This window comes from Herpetosiphon sp., assembly GCF_003512625.1.
Taxonomy (GTDB): domain Bacteria; phylum Chloroflexota; class Chloroflexia; order Chloroflexales; family Herpetosiphonaceae; genus Herpetosiphon; species Herpetosiphon aurantiacus.
This window is the reverse complement of record NZ_DOPT01000081.1, coordinates 66293-89130: the sequence shown is the minus strand read 5'-3', so window position 1 is coordinate 89130 and position 22838 is coordinate 66293. Positions and strand designations below refer to the sequence as shown.

The following is a 22838-nucleotide window of genomic DNA, read 5'->3' as shown; positions in this document are numbered from 1 at the left end:
GGTAGTATGAGCAAGCTCTATCATGCTTGACGGAGCTTGCAATGACAGATCGAGGATTTTGGCGTTTAATCGTAAAAGGCTGGGGCTTGTTTGAGCGTTTGCCACTGCTCATTGTCGTGACCAAAAATCACCAGTTTAATCTGCTCTCGTTCAACCAGATCAAGCAATTTAATTGTGCTGGCGTGGGTCGCCTCGGCATCGGGGTTGTTATCAGCGGCTGGCTGCTCACGAGTAAAGCCAGTTGCGAAAGGTACTGCATCAATTGGCAATAAAACTGGCCCCGTTTTGGGTAGCCGCACCAGCACCGATTGATGGCCTGGCACGTGTCCGCTCGTTTCAATCAGTTCCAACCCAGGCAGCAGTTGGCTATCACCATCGATGAGCTGAATTCGCTCGCTTGGTTGATCCCATTGCGGGCGGTTGGCGGCAAAGCGTGGGTTGCTCGCCGCATCCAGATGATGAACGCGCTGCACAATGTAGGTTGCTTTGGTGAATAATCCATGTCGGCCTGCGTGATCAAAATCATAATGGGTCGAAATGATCGTATCAATATCGTCTGGGGTTAAACCAAGATTGGCCAACTGCACGACCACATCCTGCCCATTTTCGAAATCCGCGCCTTCTGCTGGAATCACCTCTGGTAGCCCAGTATCGATCAGAATATTCTTGCCATCGCCAGTTTGTACCAGATAGCAGACGATCGGAATCGCATATTCTGGCATCGTGCCAACCTGCATCAAATATAAACGCTGGGGCATTTGTTGGCTCATCATCGTTTCCTTTTCGAACATAGGTCAATCGTAATTCTATTCAAATTAGACCAAATGTTCTATTGTTTGTCAATCCCAAAGCGTGGTCTTGAGCAAGCGAATTGGTTGAATTGACGAATTTGGCGCAAACTCGGTATAGTAAAGCAAGCGCTGTGATGCACCCTCACCCCTTAGCCCCTGCTCCCTGCCAGCAGGCAATGGGGAAACCTCCGGCATGAGGCTTAGAACTCCCCTCGCCCGCCGCAGTGGGAGAGGGGTTGGGGGTGAGGGAACTACAGGCGATAAGCTAATTATAATGAGCGTTTGCTGCTGAGGGTCATAATCGTGCCTTGGGCAACTGCAACCAAGGTTTCATTTTGCTCGTCTTGGCAATAAACCAAACATTGGCAAACGGCCTGACGACTGCCGCTGCTCAAAACACTGGCACGAGCAATCAGTTCTTGGTCTTGAGCTGGTTTGACATAATTGATTTTGTATTCAGCAGTGACGACTTCCAAGCCCAAAACCGAGCCACCAGCAAAGGTAATGGCGTTATCGGCGGCATAGCTGAGCACGCCACCATGGACAAAGCCAAATTGTTGGGTTAGCTCAGGGTTAATCTTCAAGCGTAATTCGGCGTAGCCTTGGCGAAATTCGCTAATTTGGGCTTTGAGCAACTGGCTGAAAGGCTGACTAGCTAAAATCTGCTGACCGATAGCGGTTAGATCATCACTCATTTGAACCTCACACAGAATAAGGATTTGGCGATGGCTGAGCATGTGCCGACAATTTTGGTGGTTGAAGATGCTGTCGATTTGGCCGAAGTGTTGGTGCGCGAACTGAGCAACTTGGGTTATCAGGTCTGGCATGCTGCTGATGGCCGAACAGCTCTAAGTTTACACCAGCAACATCAACCAGATTTAGTGATTTTAGATTGGATGTTGCCGCAACTTGATGGTTTAGAGGTGTTGCGCACGATTCGCCAAACCAAATCGACCCCGGTGCTGATGTTAACAGCGCGTAGCGAAGAAACCGATTTGGTGGTGGGCTTGGAATTGGGTGCTGATGATTATTTGACCAAACCATTTGGCATGCGCGAACTGATTGCCAGAGTACGAGCCTTGTTGCGCCGCGATCAGCGGATTCAGCAGTTGTTGCAGGCCGATGCCCAACCAGCGACCGAGGTCTTGCGCTATGGCGATTTGGTGCTTGACCCGCATTTGCACATTGTTGCCTTGCGTCAGCAGGAGCTTGATTTGACCCCAACTGAGTTTGCAATTCTCGATTTGTTGTTGCGTAACCCAGGCCGAGCCTTTAGCCGCAATTACTTGCTCGATACGATTTGGGGTCAAAGTTATGTTGGCGGCGATCGCTCGGTCGATAATGCCATGCTGCGGTTGCGCAAAAAATTGGCCGATTTTGGCGATGCAATCGAGACGGTTTGGGGCTTGGGCTATCGTTTGCAGGCGGAAGCACCACGATGATGAAGTTTTGGTTGCGCTGGTATGGGCAGGCGGAGCTTTGGCGAGCGTTTGCCATAATGCTGCTGTTCGATGGCTTGTGCTTAGCAATCTTGCTCGCGATTATTTACCTCTTGCCAGTTGAAGTTTTTGTGTTGATGACTGGTGGTTTCTTTGTTTTAGGCGTTGGCACGGTGATTTTTGGCTTGAGTTTGGTGTTGTCTGAGGGTGGTTTTTGGCGACAACTGCTGCTTGATCTTGGGGCATTTGGGCTGGCGATGATTTGCCTCGTGGGGCTGGGCGGCCTGATTTCGTGGCATGAACTTTCCCGGATTATGAGTCCTTGGAATGATGGTGATTTTGCTCAGTCGTTCCCAGATATGCTGATTTTCTTTGCGCTGCATGGCATCACATTTTTGGGCACACGCTTTTTGATGCGCGTCTGGCGCTGGTGGAATCGCTTGCGCAAACGCTCATTGCTTTGGACATTAACTCACGATCAATTGACGATTGTGTTTGTGCTGATGCTGATTTTTGGCATGGGCATGGTACTGCTTTCGATCCAGTTGCGCAGCGAAGAATTAAGCCAATCGAATGATGCTGTGGTGTTTTTGATTGAACATGTGGTGCAATATTCGTTGCTCGGCTCAATTTATGGCGTGCTCATGGTGATCGGCTTATTTGTGTTTCTGCCAGTGGCTATGCTGCTTTCATACATGTTGGTGCGGCGCATTATGCAGCGCATCGCCGCCCTTGCTAACGCTACCACGGCCTTGCGGGAAGGCGATTATAGTTCGCGAATTGTGGTCAATGGTACTGATGAGATTGCCCAACTCCAAGCCAATTTCAATGCAATGGCTGAGCAATTGTCCACTACCGTCAATGCCCTGAAAACCGAGCGCGATCGGGTGGCGGCATTGCTTGATGATCGGCGAGCCTTAGTTGCCAGCGTTTCGCACGAATTACGCACGCCGGTTGCCACCCTGCGCGGCTACCTAGAATCGAGCTTGCAAACCGAACAAGCCTTAGCACCGCAAGTTCAGCGCGATTTACTCGTGATGGAGCGCGAAACGTTGCGTTTGCAACAACTAATCGAAGATCTCTTTTTGCTTTCGGCGAGTGAGGTTGGTCGTTTGACCCTCAAGCTTGAAGCGCATGCTGTAGCTCCCTTAATCAATCGCATCGTACAAACAGTACAGCCGTTGGCTTGGCGACAATCGCGGGTTGAAGTGCTGGCCGATTGTGCTGCTGAGCTTGATCAAGCCCTGATTGATCCCCAACGCTTTGAGCAGATTTTGCGTAACTTGCTGCATAATGCCTTGCGCTACACTCCGCCTGGTGGTTTGGTGGTGGTACAAGCGCTTAATCAGGCTAACTCGATTGATATTTATGTTCGTGATACTGGCAGCGGCATCGACCCCACCGAACTTAGCGCAATTTGGCAGCGTTTTTATCGTGCCAACAATCGCGCCAACGAACAATATCAAGGTGCAGGCTTAGGCTTGGCGTTGGTCAAAGAACTTACTGAATCGATGGCTGGTTCGGTAGCAGTTGAAAGCCAGCTTGGCGTTGGCACCAGCTTTTGTATTTGTTTCCCCAAAGCCTAAATCGTATTTCCTCAATCCAACCCCTCTCTTTACAAGGATAGGGTTTACCAACCATTAATCACCACCCTTCCGTCCCGCCTCGAGGCGGGAAACGCAGGGGGTTTTCATCCCCCTGCACCCCCTCAAGTGCGATTTGTGGAGAGCAATCTTCCACCGATGAACCACGGAATTGGTGGTTCAATGCGGAACGCGATTGAAACCTACCCTTGTCAGCTCCCTATAAGTGGCGGGTGAGCGGCCTTTGGTATTTTAGGGCTGAATATTCTCCTATCTAGGTAAGAATTTAAGTGGATGATTGAGATAATATCCACTTGTCTGCGACAATTTTGCGACAACTTCGTGATACGGCGGTAACACTTGCCGCCTATGCTAAAGCCCATCACAAGGAGGCTTTATGCACCGTTTATCGATTGCCACAATCAGCATCGCCAGCCGTCGTGCCATGCTGCATAGCTTAATCAATCCAAACCCTGCTTATGAATTAATTGCTGATATTACTCATGCTGAGGCGCTGCAATTGCTGCCCAATCTTCAGCCAGATATTGTGGTGCTTGATGCCGCGATGTTGAATATTAATCCCTTGGTTGCGCTCAAAAGCTTGACCCAATGGCCAAATTGCCCAGCAATCGTTGTTTTGACCAGCGGTGTTGGCTATGAACAACGGCTTTGGCACGATTTGGGGGCGCAGGCGATTGCCCGGCTCGAACAGCCCGAAACGATTGAGCAAGCCTTGGCTCAAATCGCCCGCCAAGCACAAGTTCAAGCGGCCTAAACAATGAGGGATCAGGGACGAGGGATCAGAATTCAGGGATCAGTTAAGTTTGATCCACGAAGCACACGAAGATTGATGAGGCTATTGGCTATTGGCCTGCCCTCACCCCCTAGCCCCCTCTCCCGTCGAGCGAGGCGAGGGGGAAGCCTTCTATCATGAAGCGTGGAACTCCCCTCGCCCGCCGCAGTGGGAGAGGGGTCGGGGGTGAGGGAGCTTAAAACCTACCCTTGTAAGCTACCCCCTCTCCCGCCATACCACCATGAAGGTTTGAACTCCCCTCGCCCGCCGCAGTGGGCGAGGGGTCGGGGGTGAGGGAACGTAAAGCCTCAGATGCTCTGTGTTCTACATAAAGGAATGTACATGCTTGCGACACATTCAAATACCGCGCCAGTCGCTCTGATGCGCGATGTTGTGCATACAGTGCAACTTGGCACAACCACCTTGACGATTCTGAATGGAATTTCGTTGGAAATTGCCCGTGGCTCGTGGGTGGCTTTGACTGGCCCATCTGGCTCAGGCAAATCGACCTTGCTAGGCATTTTGGCAGGCTTGGATACACCGAGCAAAGGCCATGTACGCCTAAACGATGTTGATATTACCAACATGGGCGAGCCGCAATTGGCGCGTTTGCGCAACCAAATGATTGGGGTGGTCTTTCAATCGTTCAATTTGATTCCAACCATGACCGCCCAAGAAAATGTTGAAGCACCTTTATTTGTGCATCGTAATCGCAGCGATATTAGCCAACGCGCCAAGGCCATGCTCGAATTGGTTGGCCTCGACGATCGGCGCGATCATCGGCCAGCCCAACTCTCGGGCGGCCAGCAACAGCGGGTGGCGATTGCCCGCGCCTTGGTTACCACGCCGCAATTGCTGATTGCCGATGAGCCAACTGGCAACCTTGATAGCACCACCAGCCAGCAAATTCTTGAATTATTTGCCGATTTACGCCGCCAACTCAACATTACAATTGTGATGGTGACCCATGATCCTGATGTGGCTGCGCGGGCTGATCGCCAATTGTATCTTGTTGATGGCCAGATTCGCCACGATAGCGCGAGGGTTTAATCATGGGTTTGGGTTTTACCTTTAATTATGCTTGGCGCTCGTTACGCTTGGGTGGTCAGCGCACGCTGTTGGCAATTATCTGTATTGGCTTTGGCGTGATGTCGCTTGGCTCGATGCAAAGTTTATCGACGGCGATCAATCAAATTTTTATTGAAAATCGGGTTAGTGTTGGCGGCGATGCCATGCTCGATTGGCCTAACGGCTCAATTGGCCCTGAACAACAAGCCCAACTTGAACAATGGAAACAAGCAGGCGTGATTGGCGGCTATGTGGTTTATTCGGCAATTCCGCCTGGGTTGCTCAAGCCTGCTGGCGGCGATCATGTGATTTTTGGTGATATTGGCTATGGGATTGATCCACAGAGCTACCCGTTGTTGGGCGAATTGCATGTGAGCCAACCCGCCAACGCCAGCATGAGCGAGTTGCTGAGCCAGCCCGATGCCTTGGTGGCTACTGAGCTTTTGGCAATTCAGCATGATCTGACGATTGGCCAAGAACTGGTGATTTTGGTTGATCAAGGGGCAACGCCGAAACGCCTGAAATTGGTTGGTTTGGTGGATCAAGTGCCGAACAAGAGCGCTGGTAGCTTATTTTTTAGCCTGGCGACGGCCCACGAAATTTACCCTGAAGCCAATTTGAACTCAGTGAGGGTGGTTTGGGGCCAGCAAGGTGTGCAAGTTGGCGTGCTAGAGCAAGCTGGTTGGTCGGTTGCCACCGTCAGTAGCGAGCCATCGGATGCCGCTGGTTTATTCAATATGACCTTGCGCGGTGCTGGCGTGTTGGGCTTGATCGTCAGCGGAATTGGCGTGGCCAATACCATGCAAGTTGTGCTTGCACGTCGCCGCAACGAAATCGCCATCCTCAAAACCTTAGGCTATCGTGGCCCACAATTGTTGTTGCTGTTTGGCTTTGAAACGGCGTTGCTTGGACTGATTGGCAGTATCTTGGGTGCTGTGGCCGCCGTATTAATTGGCGATCAACTCACCGATTTGTTTGCACGTAGCAGCGCCTACATCCTACCAACCGTCGTCGATTGGCAAATTTTGGGTGGGGCAATTGGCTTGGGCATCGCCACAACCTTGATCTTTGGCATGGTGGCGATTGTAAAAGCCAATGCGGTACGACCTGGCTCGTTGCTACGTTCTGGCCCGATCGAAGTTAACCCGACGACCCGCCGCGCCATGGTTGGGTTGTATACAGCCCTAGGGGCCATGTTTGCCGTGGTTGCTAGCATTAGCATGGGTTCGTTTGTTGCGGGCATGCTCTTGTTTGCGGGAGCGGTGTTGGGCTTGGCGTTGCTCAATTGGCTGTTTCAAGCGATTTTGTTGTTGGTTGCCAAAACGCCGTTGCCTGGCTATTGGCTGCGTTTGGCCAGTCGCAATATGCAACGCAATGGTCAGCGGGCTGCCTTTGCAATTATCGCCTTGGCGATCGGGGTGTTTACGATTGGCTTTTCGGCAGCAGCCTTATTGACGGTCCAAAAAGAACTTGATGCCCGCGCCGATCCAAATACCAATCTCAATCGGGCGATGTGGGTGATTACTGCCCCCAGCGAGGCCTCCAAGGTTGCCCAAACCTTGCAACAGTTGCAGCAACCAACGCTTGAGCCAATTCAATTGTTGGAAGTTGAGACTTCGTTGCCCGAGCTTGAAGGCGTGAAATTTGAAACCTCGGCCCGCTCAGCCACGCAAATCGGCGATATTCAGCTGACCGAAGGCCAATGGCAGGCTGCGGCTGATCAAGTGATGTTTTCAACATGGTTTTTCAGCGAAATTCCGCTTGGCACTGAGCTAGAATTGATTGGATCGAACGGTCGATTAAACGTTCGCTTGGTTGGGCGCTACGAAAATCAAGCTAGCCAAGCATCGAGCGCCATTGTGATTGGCCCTGACGCTGTGTCGCAATTGGTTGCACAACCTGTTACGCTGATTTATGTGCTCAATCTGCCGATTAACCAATTGAGCACTGCGACCAACACGTTTAATCAGGCGATTCCCCAAGCCTTTGTTTATAACGAAGTTGAAATGTATAACACTACTCAAATGATCTATCGCTCGTTAGGCTTGTTTGTGGTGGCGGTGGCTGGCTTGGCGTTTGTGGCGGGCATGGTGCTGATCGCCAATGCCGTTGGTTTGGCATTGTTTGAACGTCGCCGCGAGATGGGCATTTTCAAGGCGGTTGGCTATAGCACTGCGCACTTATTGCGCAGCATCAGCATGGAATATAGCTTGGTCGGCTTGATTGCTGGTAGCGCTGGTATGCTGGCAGTTTGGCTTGCGATCACAGTGATTAATACGCTTGAACCCAAGGCTGGGCTTGGGCTAGATGCCTTGCCAGGTTTGCTGATTTTTGGCTTTGCAATCGGCCTAGCGCTGTTGACTGCCTTGGGGGTTGCTTGGCGACCCGCCCATCTGCGCCCGCTGCATGTGCTGCGCGACGAATAAGTTTTATGCTAAACTTAGGGTTGTGCAATATGCAATTGATTACCCCCAACTGAATGATGATTTGATTCAACGCCCACGCCTTCAAGCTCAATTGGAGGCGTGTTGGTCATGTCGCTTGACGATGGTCGTGGCGGCGGCTGGCTATGGCAAAACCACTGCGCTAGCCCAGTGGATGCAGCAAACGCTGGGTGGTGATTGGCTGTGGTATGGCCTGCACAGCCCAACCGAGGCTGATCAGCTTCAGCGTTTGTTGAGCAGCCTAACCAAAGCCCGCTTCCCTCAAATCAATCCAATCAATAGCTTGGCCGATTTGTTTGATTGCTGGGCCACCTTGGCTCCGCGCCGAATTGCCTTGGTGTTTGATGATTGTCAACATTTGCAGGCTAGTGCTTGGCGTTTGTTGAATGAATTGGCCCGTTTTGCGCCAACCAACCTGCATCTTATTTTGAGCAGCCGCCAATTGCCACAGCTTGATTGGGCTGGCTTGGCGGCACGGGGGCAGTATCGCCAATTAACTGCCGCTGAATTGCGATTTAGCCAAGCCGAATTACAGGAGCTATTGCCTACCCAAAGCCCGAGCCAACGCCAAGCAGCTTGGCAAGCAACCAATGGCTGGCCTGCCGGTTTGCGCTTGTGGCGAGCCTTGCCCTCAGGCTATCAAGGCACGGTCAGCGATTTTCTTGCCCAAGATGTGTTGGGGCAACTGCCTGAGGCGGTGCGGCGCACTGCCCAATTTGCCGCGCTCTTGCCCTTTTTTAATCAAGCGGTGCTCACAGCGATGGCCGCGCCTGATCCAGCTAGTTTGTGGCATTACAATCTTTTTGTACTGCCTGATCACGCCGAATGGTGGCGCTTTGAGCCATTTTGGTTGGAAGTGCTGCGCCAACAACCGTTGGCTGAAATCACCCAATTGTTGGCCCAAGCGGCCACATGGTTTGAGCAGCAGGGGCATCTGGCGGCAGCCTTGGATGTTTGGTGTCGTTTGGGACAATGGGCGCAGGTGGCCGAGCAGCTTAAGCACCATGGTTTGCAGCTGTTGGCTCAACATCAGCCAGTCTTGCAATGGCTCCAACAACTGCCAGCAACCGAGCGCCAAACTGCCGAATTGCTGCATCTGGATGGTCTGGCCTTGCGCGAACACGATCCTGGGTTGGCCGCCCAAACCTTGGCGCAAGCGGCTCAACGCTATCGAGCTGAGCAACGTTATGCCGAGGCTTTTCAGGTAGTTGGCGAACAATGTTTGATCTATTTTTGGCAGGGCGATGAGCAAGCCTTGATTGCGGTGGCGCGTGAAAGTTTTAGCCTCAAAAGCTTCGTTTGGTATCGCCAACGCCGTGATTTGTTGAAATTTCCCTTGCTCTTGTTTCAAATTAAGCGTGGCCGCTATATCAAGGCCTTGGCGACGGCTCAAAGTTTAGCCCAAAGCGAATTGCCCTTCTTTTGGCGTTGGGTGGCGGCCTGCGTCGTTGGCGGTTTGTATACGATTTTGACCTTGCCGAATGAGGGCATTCAATGGCTCGAAGTTTGGTTGCAACACCCCCAAGTTCAAGCCGAACCAGCTATGCGCATGAGTTTGCTCGATTTGTTGGCAACCTGCTTGATGAGCCGTGCCGCGCCCGACGATCGCATCGCTGCCCAAGATTTAGCTGATCAAGCCAGCCGTTTAAGCGAACGCTATGGCGTGCGTTTGACTCGTTTGCAAACTCGCGGGACGAAACTCGGTTTGGCCTTGTTGGAAGCTGATCGGCCAACGACTGAGCGTTTGATTCAGCAATTGCTCTTGCCCAGCGATGAGCCATTGCCCTCGATTATGCGCAATCGCTTGCTTGCACTACGCGCCTTTGCTTGGGCTAGTTTGGGCGAAATTAAGCTGGCGCAGCATGATGCAACGCTCAGCGAACGCGGCTTGATTCGCGATGATGCGCTGTATGGAGCTGATCCACGCATGTGGTTGATGTTGGCGCAAGCCTGGTTTTGCTGTGGCGAATATCAACGGGCCTTGGCGGCTTTGGAGCGTGCCAAACCGCTGATCGAGGCCGCTCAATCGCCGATTTTACGCTTGCGAGCAGGCTTGGTGCAGCTGGCTAGTCGTTGGCAACTTCAGCCTAGCCCGCAGTTAATTGCTGAAGCGACCACGATTTGGCGCGATTACTTATCCGATGGCGACCGCCATATGAACGCAACGCCGCTGCATTTAACCACGCTGTTGGTAGAATTGGGCTTGCGCACGGGAATCGCGCCACAGCGAATCGCCCAATTTTTAGCTGAGCGTGATCGAGCGGCTTTAGAAGAGATTTGTTGGAAACTGTATGCCGAGCAGCCGCAACAACAAGCCGCGCTCTTGCAACTTTTGGGCTTATATGGCTCAGCAGCCAGCCTTGAGCGTTTGCAAGAAGTGATTAAACAAGCCTCAACCCAGCAGCGCAAAATTGCCCAACACAGCTTAACTAGCATTCGCCAGCGCCCAGCCTATGCGCTGAAAATCCAGCTTTTTGGTAGTTTGCAACTTTGGCGTGGCACGGAATTGGTCGATCCTAACGAGTGGTCACGCGAGAAGGCACGCCAACTATTGGCCTTATTGGTGCTGCAACGCCCAAGAATTATCAGCCGTGAAGCCTTGATCGAGCACTTTTGGCCTGATCTTACGCCGCAAGCCGCTGATGGAGCCTTGCGCGTGACCTTGAATGCCCTGTTGCATGTGCTAGAGCCGGAACGCAGCGGCGGCGCTAATTCGGCCTTTGTCTTGAGCGAAGCAGCGGGCTTGCGTTTAAATCCACAGGCACAGATCGATACTGATTATGCTGAATTTCAAACCTTGCTCCAAACTGCCGCCAAGCAACGCCAGCAGGGAGCCATGCCCGCCGCTTTGCAAGCCTATCAAGCAGCCTTGGCCTTATATCAGGACGATTTATTAAGCGATATTGCTTACGCCGAATGGGTGCTGGATTGGCGTGAGCAAGCTTTGAGCCAATTTGTGGCTGCAACCAGCGATTATTTGGAATTATTGTTGGCTTATGGCCCGACTGCTGAGGCCATTCCCTATGCTGAGCGTTTGTTGAGCTATGACCCCTATCACGAACCAACTTACTTGCGCCTGATCGACATCTACCACATGTTGGGCAATGCTAGTGCTGCTGAGCGCATTCGAAAACGCCTCGAACGTATTTCCTTATAACACTTCACTTTTTTACACGTTTAATTAATGTATTTTAACCAAGAGCGATAGCTGATATATCGCTCTTATATCGGTTTAACTATCGTTGGCCCAATAGTTTACGCCATGGCGATATGGTGTAATAGCCCTGTCAACAACGAGGTGCGCACCCACAGCTGACAAACGCACAATTGCTTAGTCTAACAGGAGTACCACCCCATGGCAGATGTAAAGAATTTGATCGATGCTGAAGTGACCGCCGCTGAAACCGAATTGTTCGCTGATGAATTGGAAGAGCATGTAACCAACGTTGCCGCCGCCTGTGTTTCATCGTTGGGTTCGCTCAGCACCTCAGGCACGATTTGTACCGTCAGCACCTTCTGTACCGCCGCCATCGAAGCCCAATAAATTGAATTGTCATTCTTAGTTAGCGAGGATTCTCCCAATGTCAGATGTAAAGAACTTGATCGATGCTGAAGTGACCGCCGCCGAAACCGAATTGTTCGCTGATGAATTGGAAGAGCATGTAACCAACGTTGCTGCTGCCTGTGTCTCATCGTTGGGTTCGCTCAGCACCTCAGGCACGATTTGTACCGTCAGCACCTTCTGCACCGCCGCCATCGAAGCCCAATAAATTGAATTGTCATTCTTAGTTAGCGAGGATTCTCCCAATGTCAGATGTAAAGAATTTGATCGATGCTGAAGTGACCGCCGGCGAAACCGAATTGTTCGCTGATGAATTGGAAGAGCATGTAACCAATGCCGCTGCTGCCTGTGTCTCATCATTGGGTTCACTCAGCACTTCAGGCACGATTTGTACCGTCAGCACCTTCTGCACCGCCGCCATTGAAGCCCAATAAATCGGATTAGCCACTCTTAGTTAGCGAGGAATGCTCTTATGTCAGATGTAAAAAACTTGATCGACGCTGAAGTGACCGCCGCCGAAACCGAATTGTTTGCTGATGAGTTGGAAGAGCATGTAAGCAACGCCGCTGCCGCCTGTGTTTCATCGTTGGGTTCGCTCAGCACCTCAGGCACGATTTGTACCGTCAGCACCTTCTGTACCGCCGGTGTCGCTGAAAAATAGCCTGGCTCTCTTAGCTACTTTGTGAGGAATGCTCTTATGTCAGATGTAAAGAACTTGATCGATGCTGAAGTGACCGCCGCCGAAACCGAATTGTTTGCTGATGAGTTGGAAGAGCATGTAACCAACGTTGCTGCTGCTTGTGTCTCATCATTGGGTTCACTCAGCACCTCAGGCACGATTTGTACCGTCAGCACCTTCTGTACAGCTGCAATCGAAGCTCAATAGTGTGATGTAAGGGAGCCAGGCAGCAGGAAACTGCTTCTGCTGCTTGCACCTTCCCTAAGCACTGTACCAAATATGGTGGAAGTATGACTACACAGCACAGGCTCCGGCTACCGCAAGGGTCTGGAGCCTTGACTGATTAAATGGAGTATGACGATGGATGGATTTTTGCTCGCGAATGCTTCAACCTCAAACGCCGCACTCTTCGAACAACTAGCCGATTTGGGTGTATCCCTTCAGCACAAAGCCACCGCGCAACGCCCCGCCAGCTGGTTATGGATTTGCACCAACCAGGTTGAGGAAGCCGATCGCTTAATCTCGTTCGTCGCGTCCACTCCATTGCTGGTGGTAGTGCTTCAGCCATTGGTGCATACGCTGCGGCTTGGGCCATTGTTTGGCGCTGATGATTATTGCTGTGTTGATTGTTTTCAACGGTATAACGCTCTTTTTCCCACTCCCGCAACCAGCGATTATCTGATGGCGCTGCCAGCTTGGCAAACTGCTGCCCGTTGGCTCACCAATCAATTGCAACAGCTCGCCGCCCGCATTCTGGTGATTCGGGCTGATGGAACCAGTCAATTAGGCCGTTTGCCGCGTGACCCATTATGTTTGCGCTGCTCGTCCTTCCGCAACTACCCAATCGATTCCCTACAGCAACTTCATCAACCATCGGCTAACGGAGTGTAATCATGTCAAAGACGTTCTTATCAATTGATGACATTTTGACGCGGGTTGCGCCGTTGGTGAATCCGCGCACCGGAATCTTGGGCACTGCGACCGAACTACCGCGCACGCCTGGCAATCCTGCAATTCCAGTCTATAGTACCAACATTCATTGTGCCGAACTGGCTATGGCCGAGTCTCCAGCTGGCACGGGTGTATTTTTGGAACGTGAATGGGCTAAGGCTAAATCCTATTGTGAAGCACTCGAACGTTATTGCAATGTCAAGCATGCCCATCAAAACTTTATTGTGGCGACCCGCCAAGAGTTGGGTATTGAAGCAGTTGATTTAGAGTTATTTCCCCGCTGTTCTGATGCTGAATATCGCAACCCCGCCAACCCAACCACGCCGCCGAGCAACCGCCAACCCATGCGCTGGGTCGAAGGCTATTCGCTGATTTCAGGCCAGCCGATGTATGTTCCGGCGATTGGGGTCTATGTTGGGATGCATCCTGAATATGCTGGCGAAACCTTTACCACCTCGATTTCAACTGGCACGGCGCTGGCAGCCAGCTACGAACAAGCAATTGTAACTGGGATTGGCGAGGCGATCGAACGCGATGCCTTGAGTATTGCCTGGTGGCAAAAGTTGGCATTGCCCCAAGTTGATTTGCGCGAATTCCCTGATCCAGCCTTCCAAGAACGTTTGAGTCGGGTCGAAGCGGCTCAAATTCAGAGTTATTTTTTTGATGCAACCACCGATCTAGGGGTTGCGACGATCTATGCAGTCCAAGTTGCGCCCCATGGTCGGCTACGCACAATGGTGATGTCGGCCACCCGCACCAATCCATTGGCCTTGCCCAGCAAAGTGCTCGACGAATCGGCAGCCTCGCGGATTGGTATCGAGCATTCGTTGAGCCAACCGCTGCCCTTTGATCCTGCCGATTATCGCACCTTTATGCGCTTGAGTGATGGCGCTGCCTACTATGCCGATGCGGCCACCGCTCCAGCCTTTGATTTCTTGTTTGAGCAAACTCGCTGGCGCACGCTCGACCAACTGCCACGGCTCGATCATCCTGATCCTGCGGTCGAAGCCCAACGCTTGATCGATATTTTTCGGCGGGCTGGGCTGGAACTGATTGTGGTCGATTTGACCTTGCCAGCCTTGCGCGAAGTTGGTTTGTATACGATCAAAGTGGTTGCGCCGCAATTAATGCCCTTCAGTTGTAACTATAATGCCCGCTTTTTGGCTACGCCGCGCTTATATAGCGTGCCGGAGCGCATGGGCTACCCAGTTTTGGCCGAAGCTGAATTAAACCATTGGCCTCAGCCATTTGCCTAGTTTGAAAGGATTGCCCGATGGATCAACTTTATTCAACCCTTGTGGCAACCCATCAGCAATGGCTGTTTGCCCAAGGTTTACACGAAAATCGCTCAGCTCGCTTGCTTTTGGTGACCGATGCAGTGATGGCGCAGGCACTCTTGGCTCGCTTGGGGCAACTGCCCTTAGCCCAGGTGACCGTTGCCGCCTTATCCAGCGCCGATCATGGCCCAATTTCACAACAGATTCGCGAATTGACCAGCACGTTTCCAATTCAGCTGCTAGCGCGACCCTTCGCTGCTGGTGGTTTGGGCTTGCTGCTCAGTCGCTATCACGCCGCTGCATTAATCACCCAGCGGCCTTATCCGGTAGTAGCCGAAGCCCTGAATCAAGCCAGTTTACGGGCTGCCACGCCATGGACTGCGCTCAGTCTGTGGGGCGCACAAATTACCTTGGGGCCGACGATTTTGCCCAATCACACCGCCTGTTATGCCTGCTATCAAGCGCGATTACGCTCGTGCGAAACCCGCAATGATGTCTGGCAGGCGCGTGATGGCTTTTTGCGGCGGCAACAACAAGCGTTATTTCAGCCCTCGCTGGCGGCGCTCAATCAATTGGCTGCTAGCTATGGCTTGGTCGAAATCGAGCGCTTATTGCTTGGCCAACAACCACCGTTGGCGCTGGGCCGCGAAGTTCAATGGGATACATTCAATCTTGGCGTGAGCCGCAATCATGTTGAGCCATTTGAAAACTGTTCAGCCTGTGGTGGTCAGCAAAATACTACTTGGATTGGCCGTGATCAATTAGCTCAGGTGGTGGCCAAATTAAGCTTGCAAGCCCGCGAGGTGGCACTATGACCCAGGCAATTGATTTACACAGCCAACTCCAGAGCGATCCGCAGGTGCAACTTCCAACTCGCCCACGGATCTCCGATGAAATTGCCCGAGTTTGGCATAACGAACAGCTGTTGTTGTTGCTGGGCGGGCCGCAAGATGTGGTGTTGCGTGGCAAAGCGGTGCGCAATCTGCTGCCGCAACTCTTGCCCTTGCTGAATGGCCTCAACACCCGCGAAACGATTGGCGAACGCTTGGCCCAATTCAAGCCCACAACGATTGACGATAGCTTGCAGTTGTTGCATGTGCAGGGGGTGCTTGAAGAAGGCCCATTGCCGAGCAATACACTTGATCCGCAAGTTGCCCGTGCGTTCAGTCAACAACTAGCTTTTTACAGCCGCTTTGTTGACCAAACGCGGGTCTGTCGCAATCGTTATGAAGTGCTGCAACGCTTGCAAACAACGCCTTTGTTGTTGATTGGTGGCGAACGCTTGGTTGCTCCATTGCTGCATCAATTGGCGCAAGCTGGCTTAGGCCGCGCCACTTGGCTGGCCAATTCAGCTCCAACCACAACCTATGCCCTGCCACATTTGGCGCTTGATCTTCAAGTTCCGCAGGCTGATCAATTACCTGCAGCAGTTGATCATTGGTTAGCTGAGCATCACGATGGCTTGATCTGTCTGCTGACCAGCACGGCGCAGGCCGAATTAACCCAAGCGCTCAATCAACGGGCAATTCAAGCGCAAACTCGCTTTACCCGACTTTGGCTGCACCCACAGCATATTGAACTTGGCCCAACCACCTTTGCTGGTGAAGCTGGCTGTTATGCCTGTGCCGAGCAAGTTGATAGCCACGAACCTCAATTAAGCGAGCCAACCGCGCCGCTGAGCCTCAACGAGCAGTTAGCCTTGAGCCAAGCAAGTTTAGTGGTTGGCAACCTAATTTCGGGTTTGAGTCCGGTGATTACGGGCGGCGTGCGTTATGTGCTTGATCCAACGACGCTTGAATTTGTGGCGCAATCGGTGCATCGTTTGGTGTTGTGCCCAGTTTGCGGCCAGCCCAACCTCGATGCGCCCCGCGATCTGTTGGTGGGCGCGGGCCATTTCGAGAATTTGCCGCTGTGGTATCACGCCAACACCGATGAGCGCAGTTACGCGATTTTCCCCAAGGCGCATCAGCAGCATTATGCGCCAAAAAATGCGATTGCAATCGTCAGTGGAGCCAAGGGTTATACCAATAGCCAACGCTATGCCCTGGGCGAATTGCAAGGCCAATGGCAGCCTGATTCAACTGTTGATCTGAGCGTTCAACTGCCAGTTCAAACCTCGATTGCGCCCTTGGCTTGGCTGTTTGAGCAAGCATTTGTGCGCAAGCCAGCCACCCAGGTGATCGCCGCTGGCCAACGTTTTGTACCTTCGGGCGGCAATCTAGCCTCGCAAACGGTCTATTTGCTCAATCACAAGCTGAGCAATTTGGCGGCTGGCATCTATCACTTGAACCAACATGACGCTTCGTTGGAAGCAATGCGCCCACAGTTTAGCTGGGATGACGTTGCCAAAGCCTTCCCCAGTGATCCGCTGAATCAACAAACCTTGGGTTTGATTGTGCTGACGGCGGCGATTGGGCGGGTTGAAGGCAAATATGGCGCAAAATCGTATCGGATCGCGCTCTACGATTGTGGCGTTGCCGCGCAGGCAATTGAATTTTTGGCAGCTGCGGCAGGCTGGCAAATCGAGCAAATCAGCGCCTTCTACGATCAAGAGCTGCGCGATCTGCTCCAGGTCTATAGCCCAAGCGAAACCCCGTTGCTGGTGCTGCGGCTGGTTGCGCCCAATCCTGAGGTGCTGCAATGAGCGAACATTTCTTCGGTGCTGGCGTGAGTGCCAGTTCCTATATTCACGAATGGACAAGCTTGCAACGGGGCAACCCACTGCCTGAGACAAATCAGCTTGCTAGCTCATGGTGGTCAGGCCTGTTTGAAGCCAAGGCCAAAATCGCTTTGCCAGCGGCCTATCCAACCCATTTGAACTATCAACAACTGATTAATCAACGCCAAAGTTTGCGTGAATATGCTGAGCGTCCAGTGAATTTGGCTGATTTGGCGACCTTTTTGGAGCATGCCAGTCGCCCGCTCAACCCAGCCACCAAGCCCTTGAGCCTGCTTGCGCCGCTGGTGTTGAAATCCGCCGATTTGGCCTTGGGTGGCTATGTGTATAACCCCGCCGCCCATCAATTAGCCGTATTGCGTACTGCCGATCCGCTGGAGCCATTGCAACGCTATTGCTTTCAACGTGAATTTTTGCAAGCACCATTGATTGTGTTAGTGCTAACCTCGCTGCCCAGCGCGATCAACCAAGCTGGTGATCGCGGCTATCGCCAGGCCTTGCTTGATGCCGGCGCACATTTGCAGCGTTTATATGTTGCAGCTCAGCGCGTCGGCATGATCGGTTGTGCCACTGGCAGCGTGATTCAAGGCCAATTAGCCCGTTGGCTCGGCTTTGATGACTATCAAACCCAGGTTTTAATCGGTTTTGCTGCTGGCTATCCTCACAAGGAGCAAACTCATGACTAACCCAGCTTTAACTCTGAATGATTTTGCTGCGCTTGAGGCCAGCACCGACTATCGCCCGCACGTTGTTGATGATGTGCAAGTTTCGCCATTTAGCCAACAGCAAACCAACCAATATGTGGTTGGCCGCCCAGCTTCGCCATCGTTTATGCGCACCAATGTGGTTGGCGTGCGGATTTTGGAATTGCTGAATGGTCAGCGTTCAATCGAGCAGCTACAAACCGAAATGCAACAACGCTATGGCATTGAAGTCAGCATTGAAAAGATTCGCCATTTTTGCGATTTATGCGCTCGTCACCGTTTATTAGTCCATGAAACCTGGGCCAACACAACTCCTGATTCAGAAGATGCCCCACGTTTGGGCCGTCGCAGTGGTTTCTATTGGACGCTGATTCGCGGCGATAGTTTTATTGAACGGATTGTAGCTTGGCAGCGCTGGTGGTGGAATCCAGTCACTTGGTTGTTGATGCTTGGTTTGTTGGGTGTGGGCTTGACCTACATCGTAACCAAAGGCGTGATGTTGGTTTCGCCCTTGATGCTAGCCCACCCCGATGCCAGCAAGCACCTGATTTTCTGGCTGTTTGGGCTATTTCTGGTCGAGATTGCGACTCACGAATTGGCCCACGCTGTGGCTTGTCGCATGGCTGGAGCCAAGCCAGCTGGCTTTGGGATGGGCTTGCTCTGGTGGTTTATCCCGATTTTCTTTACCGATACCAGCGATATTTACCGCGTGCCGAGCAAATATCGGCGAGCTTCGGTGGCAGCGGCTGGCCCCTTAGTCGATGCGCTGTGGTTTGGGGTCGTTGCTAGTTTGCTTTGGCTTTTGCCGCGCGATAGTTTGGCCTATGAAATTGCTTTTGCCTATAGCGGCATCCCAGCCTTGCTCTGTTTGATCAACCTCAATCCATTTGTTTCGCGCATGGATGGCTATTGGATTATTACCAATTTACTGGAGCAGCCCAATTTGCGCCGCCGTACTGTGCGCAACATCGTCAACAACATACGCGGTTGGTTTGGCGCTGCGCCGATTATCGACCCGCTGAGTGAGCAACAATCAGGGCGATGGCAATGGGCCTATAACATGTATGCCTTAGTTTCATTGCTCTGGACGGTTTTCTTTATGTTCAACATCGGCTTTCATTTTGCCAGCTATGGCTTCACGATTCTGCGAATGTACGCCGCAGCACTATAAGGAGCATGGCCATGACTGATGTTTATCAATCAAGCATTGTGATCGCCGCTGATCAACCTGTCCAACCAACCTGGCAACCTGCTTCGCCCGTCTTGGTACGCTTGGCTGGAACAAGCTACAACCATTTACATAACCTAAAGTTTGAGCGCACGATTGGTCTGTTTCAAGTGATTTTGCGCCAACAACGCTGGCTCGATAACCATACCCAGGCAATTGTTGATGTGCTCTACACATTAATTGGCACAACCCAGGGTTCGCTTAAAAGCAGCTTGGTGGCCCTAAAACGCGATATTTTCAATCGCCGTTTGCCCTTGCGCAGCGATGTCGCTAGCTTGCGCAATCTGGAGCATCCAAGCTTGCGCGGGCAGGTGCTGCGGTTTCGCCGCACCTTGCAGCAATTGCAACGGGCTTGGCGCGAGGCTCGGTTGGTGTTTGAACAAGAATTACAAGCCAAACGGCGTTTGTTGCAACAAAGCTATGCCCAGCCAGCCTTTCAAAAAGCGGTGCAAGTGGCTAGCTCAACCTTGGCTAGCAGCTTGCCGCGCTATATCAACGCCGATCCCAGCCAGTTGCGCAGCCGCGAACGCAAAACCGAAGTTGGAGCCTACCAATATCTGATGCGCATGGCCGGCAAAACCAGCCCATTTAGCCATTTTGGCCCTTTGGTGCTCGGCTCGGCTGACCCAACATTGGCTCAACCGATTGTGATTGAAGGCCAAATGCCCCAAGCGCGGGCAGTCAGCCAACTGCGGCGCTCGGTGGTTGGCGCAATTCGCAATGCTTTGGTGCGCATTCCGGCAATCAAGGCTTATTTGCCCTTGCGCTTGAATCCGAGTAGTTTTGTTGATGGCGAGAGTTTAGTTTTTTCGCGCTTGCGCCAACAACTTGATGACCCCAACCAATATTTTGCTTCATGGCAACGCCGTGGTAAACGTTCGCTCTTGCTCGATAGTGTGTTAGCAGTTTTTGCCAACCAACAGCAATTGAGCTACGCCGAATTGTTGGAGCTTTTGCAAACCCAACATCCTGAGCTAAGCTCTGCCAAACTTGCCCAAACGATCAATCAATTGCTCACCAGCGGCCTGCTCTTTTACAATTTGGATTTGCCCTCAGATTATCGTGATCCAGTGCTGGTGTTGATTGAGCAATTAGCCGATGTTCCCTCGGCTGAGGCTGGGCAAATTCGTGAATTATTACAACGTTTGGCTGAATCGGCGCAAGCCTATGCCCAAGCCACGGTTGCTCAACGTTGGCAGCTTGAGCAAAGCATGCGCCAAATCGTCGATCAGATCTTGGCCTTTGCGCCCGAATTGAAGCAAACCAGCAGCCAACTTGGTCCGCTAATCGTTGAAGATGTAGTTTGGGATGACGTAGCGGTGCATTTGGGGCAGCCATTATTGGCAAGCTTGGCTAGCGATTTGGCTCCAGTTTTGGAGTGTGGTTTTCAGCGCGACGGGCGTGGCCCAGCCCAAAGTTGGCTGCTCGATATTTTCACCCATGCCTTTGGCGAAGGCGGCCAAACCGACACTATTCTAGGCTTTGCGCCTGAATATAATCGGCTCTCGGCCAATTCTGGCGAGCTGCCAATGCCGCGCATTAACGCTATTCAACAACGTCAACGCCGTTATGGCCAGTTTTTGCACCAAGCGCTTGATGCTGAGCGCGAAGCCCGAGAATGTGTGCTTGATCCCCATGCATTTTGGCAACTTGCCGCCGATTTTGGTCAACATAATCACTATGGCTCAACCAGTATTCAATTTCAGGTGGCCGCCAGTAGCCAAACAGCGCTTGAGCAAGGCGATTATTTGGTGGTGTTGAATTACACTTTGCCGGGCTTTGGGCGCTTCTTGACGCGCTATTTGAGCTTATTGCCTGCGCCAAGCTGGCAAACCTATGTGCAATCGGCATGGCAACCATTGCATAACGACGCTCAAGCCGTGCCAGCCGAAATTGTTTCGGTGCTCGAACATAATGCCCAAGTTCATGTGCCATTTACGGCAAATGTGATTGTGCCGCCCGACGAGCCAAGCTATCGTTCGCAAGCGATTCAGCATGGCGTTGGCGATTTGAGCCTTGCCCACGATCCGGTTGCTGATCAATTACGAGTTTATCACCGCCACGCTGATGGCAGCCAACAAGAGCTTTTGCCCTTGTATATGGGCTTTTTGCATATGGTTTCGCTACCAATTTTGCAACGGGTGCTGGCCCAACTCAGCCCAAGCAGCTATCACATGGAGCAATTGCGACCGCGTGAGCAAACCTTGGTTTCGCGCAAGCAACCAACCAATGCCATCAGCCATACGCCACGCTTACGCATTGGCCGCTTGGTCTTGCAACGTGAAAGCTGGAATGTGCCAACTGCCGCGATTCCTAGCAGCGTCGCCAACGACGAATTTATGAGCTTTTTCAATTGGTATAGCTGGGCGGAACAAGCAGGCCTGCCGAGCGAAGTGTTTGTACGCATCCAACGGCCACTTAGCAGCAAACATCTCAATATGTGGACCAACCACAAACCACTGGCGCTCGATTTCGAAAATTATTTCAGCATTCAGATGTTGCGCCATGTGATTGCTGATGATCAGGTTAGCTTGACGCTTGAAGAAATGCTGCCCAGCCCGCAGCAGCAGTGGTTTGATCTTGATCAACAACCCTATGTGATTGAATTTCAGGTTGAGTTTAATCGGGGAGGCAGCATATGAGTTTGGCAGTGCTGAATGGCAAAATCTACTATAGCCCGCAGAATATCAGCGAGCCATATGATCCGAGAGCTGATCGATTGATTGCTGAAGCATGGACTCCGCTGTTCGATCAATTGCACGAACAGATTGAGTTGATTACCTGGTTGCGCTTTGCTGAAGGCGGCTATCAGCTGCGTATCGCCTGTTTTGCTGATGAGCACGTTTTGCGCGAGTTTGCGATTCCGCTGATTCGTGAGCGCTTTACGGCCTATTTTGCCCAAAATCCTGATTTGTGTGGCGATGCCCAGCCACTTTCGGCCCAGGCTGCGATTCTCAACCGCAAATTGGGGCTGGATACCGATGTACAGGCCTTGGCTCAGCCTGGCACAATTCAACTTGAAATCAGCCATGATCTCGCGATTGGGCGCGATCACGATTCGCTGGAAGATTTGCAACACTACTATGCGCTGCAAACCGTGATTGCGCGGGCGACGCTCGATGTCATTCCGCATACAACTGATTTGGTGGCCCGCAAAATCTTCATTCGGATCTTTTTGGATGAACTGTTGCACGCTGGATTTTTGCAAAGCTACGAAATTAGCCAGCTGCTTGAGCGCTTGCGCCAAACCTGGGTTGATTATTTTGAATTTCCAGTTGAGTTTATTTTGCAATCGGATGCGTTGGTGGCCCAATCGCTCGAACGACATTGGCGGTTTCATCAACAGCCGTTGGCCCAACGCCTCAGTTTATTGCCTGAAGCGTTGCATGAAGTTGTGCAGAATGGGTTGGCGGGTTTACAACGCTATGCAGGGCCAGTGATCAAGCGCAATCAACAACAAGAATTGGCTCGTTCGAGCTACGCTGCGCTTTCATCGCTGTTTCATCTGACCCATAACCGCCTGAGCGTGAGTATCGCCGAAGAAGCGCATTTGTGTAGTTTGTTGCTCTCGTTGGAACGCCAGCGCCAACAACAACCTGATCAAACCCTACAACAACTGCTGGTGAACCAATATTAAGCTGA

The 22838-nt window shown here is 52.0% G+C and carries 21 protein-coding genes; 19 read left to right on the top strand and 2 right to left on the bottom strand.

Annotated features, from left to right (window positions below):
* Positions 1 to 65 precede the first annotated feature (65 nt).
* Positions 66 to 773, bottom strand: a complete 708-nt coding sequence (locus DEF47_RS17695) for an N-acyl homoserine lactonase family protein (RefSeq protein WP_012188459.1) — start codon at positions 771 to 773, stop codon at positions 66 to 68.
* 287 nt (positions 774 to 1060) lie between these two features.
* Positions 1061 to 1486 (bottom strand): PaaI family thioesterase, encoded by a 426-nt coding sequence (locus tag DEF47_RS17690; protein WP_012188460.1) that lies wholly within the window; start codon positions 1484 to 1486, stop codon positions 1061 to 1063.
* 30 nt (positions 1487 to 1516) lie between these two features.
* Here DEF47_RS17690 and DEF47_RS17685 point away from each other — a divergent pair, with 30 nt between their 5' ends.
* The 19 genes from DEF47_RS17685 to DEF47_RS17595 all read left to right on the top strand — a co-directional run bounded on the left by DEF47_RS17685 (position 1517) and on the right by DEF47_RS17595 (position 22833).
* On the top strand, positions 1517 to 2233 hold the full coding sequence (locus tag DEF47_RS17685) for a response regulator transcription factor (RefSeq protein ID WP_012188461.1): 717 nt from the start codon (positions 1517 to 1519) through the stop codon (positions 2231 to 2233).
* On the top strand, positions 2230 to 3816 hold the full coding sequence (locus tag DEF47_RS17680) for a sensor histidine kinase (RefSeq protein WP_012188462.1): 1587 nt from the start codon (positions 2230 to 2232) through the stop codon (positions 3814 to 3816). Before DEF47_RS17685 ends, DEF47_RS17680 begins: the two co-directional genes overlap by 4 nt.
* Before the next feature lie 394 nt (positions 3817 to 4210).
* Positions 4211 to 4588: a response regulator gene (locus DEF47_RS17675; RefSeq protein ID WP_012188463.1), complete on the top strand. Its 378-nt coding sequence runs from the start codon at positions 4211 to 4213 to the stop codon at positions 4586 to 4588.
* Positions 4589 to 4948: 360 nt separating this feature from the next.
* The gene (locus DEF47_RS17670; RefSeq protein WP_012188464.1) at positions 4949 to 5656 is read left to right on the top strand and encodes an ABC transporter ATP-binding protein; all 708 of its coding nucleotides are present in this window, start codon (positions 4949 to 4951) and stop codon (positions 5654 to 5656) included.
* Between the two features lie 2 nt (positions 5657 to 5658).
* Positions 5659 to 8100, top strand: a complete 2442-nt coding sequence (locus tag DEF47_RS17665; protein WP_012188465.1) for an ABC transporter permease — start codon at positions 5659 to 5661, stop codon at positions 8098 to 8100.
* A 22-nt stretch (positions 8101 to 8122) separates the two neighbouring features.
* Entirely contained in the window at positions 8123 to 11275 is a 3153-nt protein-coding gene (locus tag DEF47_RS17660; RefSeq protein ID WP_041304047.1) for an AfsR/SARP family transcriptional regulator, read from the top strand.
* Between the two features lie 198 nt (positions 11276 to 11473).
* On the top strand, positions 11474 to 11662 hold the full coding sequence (locus DEF47_RS17655; RefSeq protein WP_012188467.1) for a thiocillin family RiPP: 189 nt from the start codon (positions 11474 to 11476) through the stop codon (positions 11660 to 11662).
* 37 nt (positions 11663 to 11699) lie between these two features.
* The gene (locus DEF47_RS17650) at positions 11700 to 11888 is read left to right on the top strand and encodes a thiocillin family RiPP (RefSeq protein ID WP_012188468.1); all 189 of its coding nucleotides are present in this window, start codon (positions 11700 to 11702) and stop codon (positions 11886 to 11888) included.
* 37 nt (positions 11889 to 11925) lie between these two features.
* Complete coding sequence (locus tag DEF47_RS17645; RefSeq protein ID WP_012188469.1) at positions 11926 to 12114, top strand: thiocillin family RiPP; 189 nt, start codon at positions 11926 to 11928, stop codon at positions 12112 to 12114.
* 38 nt (positions 12115 to 12152) lie between these two features.
* Positions 12153 to 12341: a thiocillin family RiPP gene (locus DEF47_RS17640; protein WP_012188470.1), complete on the top strand. Its 189-nt coding sequence runs from the start codon at positions 12153 to 12155 to the stop codon at positions 12339 to 12341.
* Positions 12342 to 12377: 36 nt separating this feature from the next.
* Complete coding sequence (locus DEF47_RS17635) at positions 12378 to 12566, top strand: thiocillin family RiPP (protein WP_012188468.1); 189 nt, start codon at positions 12378 to 12380, stop codon at positions 12564 to 12566.
* Positions 12567 to 12719: 153 nt separating this feature from the next.
* Positions 12720 to 13250 carry a hypothetical protein gene (locus DEF47_RS17630; protein ID WP_012188471.1) on the top strand — a complete coding sequence of 177 codons (531 nt, stop codon included), beginning with the start codon at positions 12720 to 12722 and terminating at the stop codon, positions 13248 to 13250.
* 2 nt (positions 13251 to 13252) lie between these two features.
* A complete protein-coding gene (locus DEF47_RS17625; protein ID WP_012188472.1) occupies positions 13253 to 14566 on the top strand; it encodes a YcaO-like family protein in 1314 nt (437 codons plus the stop codon).
* Between the two features lie 17 nt (positions 14567 to 14583).
* Positions 14584 to 15402: a TOMM precursor leader peptide-binding protein gene (locus tag DEF47_RS17620; RefSeq protein ID WP_012188473.1), complete on the top strand. Its 819-nt coding sequence runs from the start codon at positions 14584 to 14586 to the stop codon at positions 15400 to 15402.
* Positions 15399 to 17231 (top strand): nitroreductase family protein, encoded by a 1833-nt coding sequence (locus DEF47_RS17615; RefSeq protein ID WP_012188474.1) that lies wholly within the window; start codon positions 15399 to 15401, stop codon positions 17229 to 17231. The genes DEF47_RS17620 and DEF47_RS17615 overlap by 4 nt, the downstream gene beginning before the upstream one ends.
* Positions 17228 to 17950 (top strand): nitroreductase family protein, encoded by a 723-nt coding sequence (locus DEF47_RS17610; protein WP_012188475.1) that lies wholly within the window; start codon positions 17228 to 17230, stop codon positions 17948 to 17950. Before DEF47_RS17615 ends, DEF47_RS17610 begins: the two co-directional genes overlap by 4 nt.
* Positions 17943 to 19139: a M50 family metallopeptidase gene (locus tag DEF47_RS17605; protein ID WP_012188476.1), complete on the top strand. Its 1197-nt coding sequence runs from the start codon at positions 17943 to 17945 to the stop codon at positions 19137 to 19139. The genes DEF47_RS17610 and DEF47_RS17605 overlap by 8 nt, the downstream gene beginning before the upstream one ends.
* Before the next feature lie 11 nt (positions 19140 to 19150).
* Complete coding sequence (locus DEF47_RS17600; protein ID WP_012188477.1) at positions 19151 to 21838, top strand: lantibiotic dehydratase; 2688 nt, start codon at positions 19151 to 19153, stop codon at positions 21836 to 21838.
* Positions 21835 to 22833 carry a lantibiotic dehydratase C-terminal domain-containing protein gene (locus tag DEF47_RS17595; RefSeq protein WP_012188478.1) on the top strand — a complete coding sequence of 333 codons (999 nt, stop codon included), beginning with the start codon at positions 21835 to 21837 and terminating at the stop codon, positions 22831 to 22833. Before DEF47_RS17600 ends, DEF47_RS17595 begins: the two co-directional genes overlap by 4 nt.
* Positions 22834 to 22838: the final 5 nt, after the last annotated feature.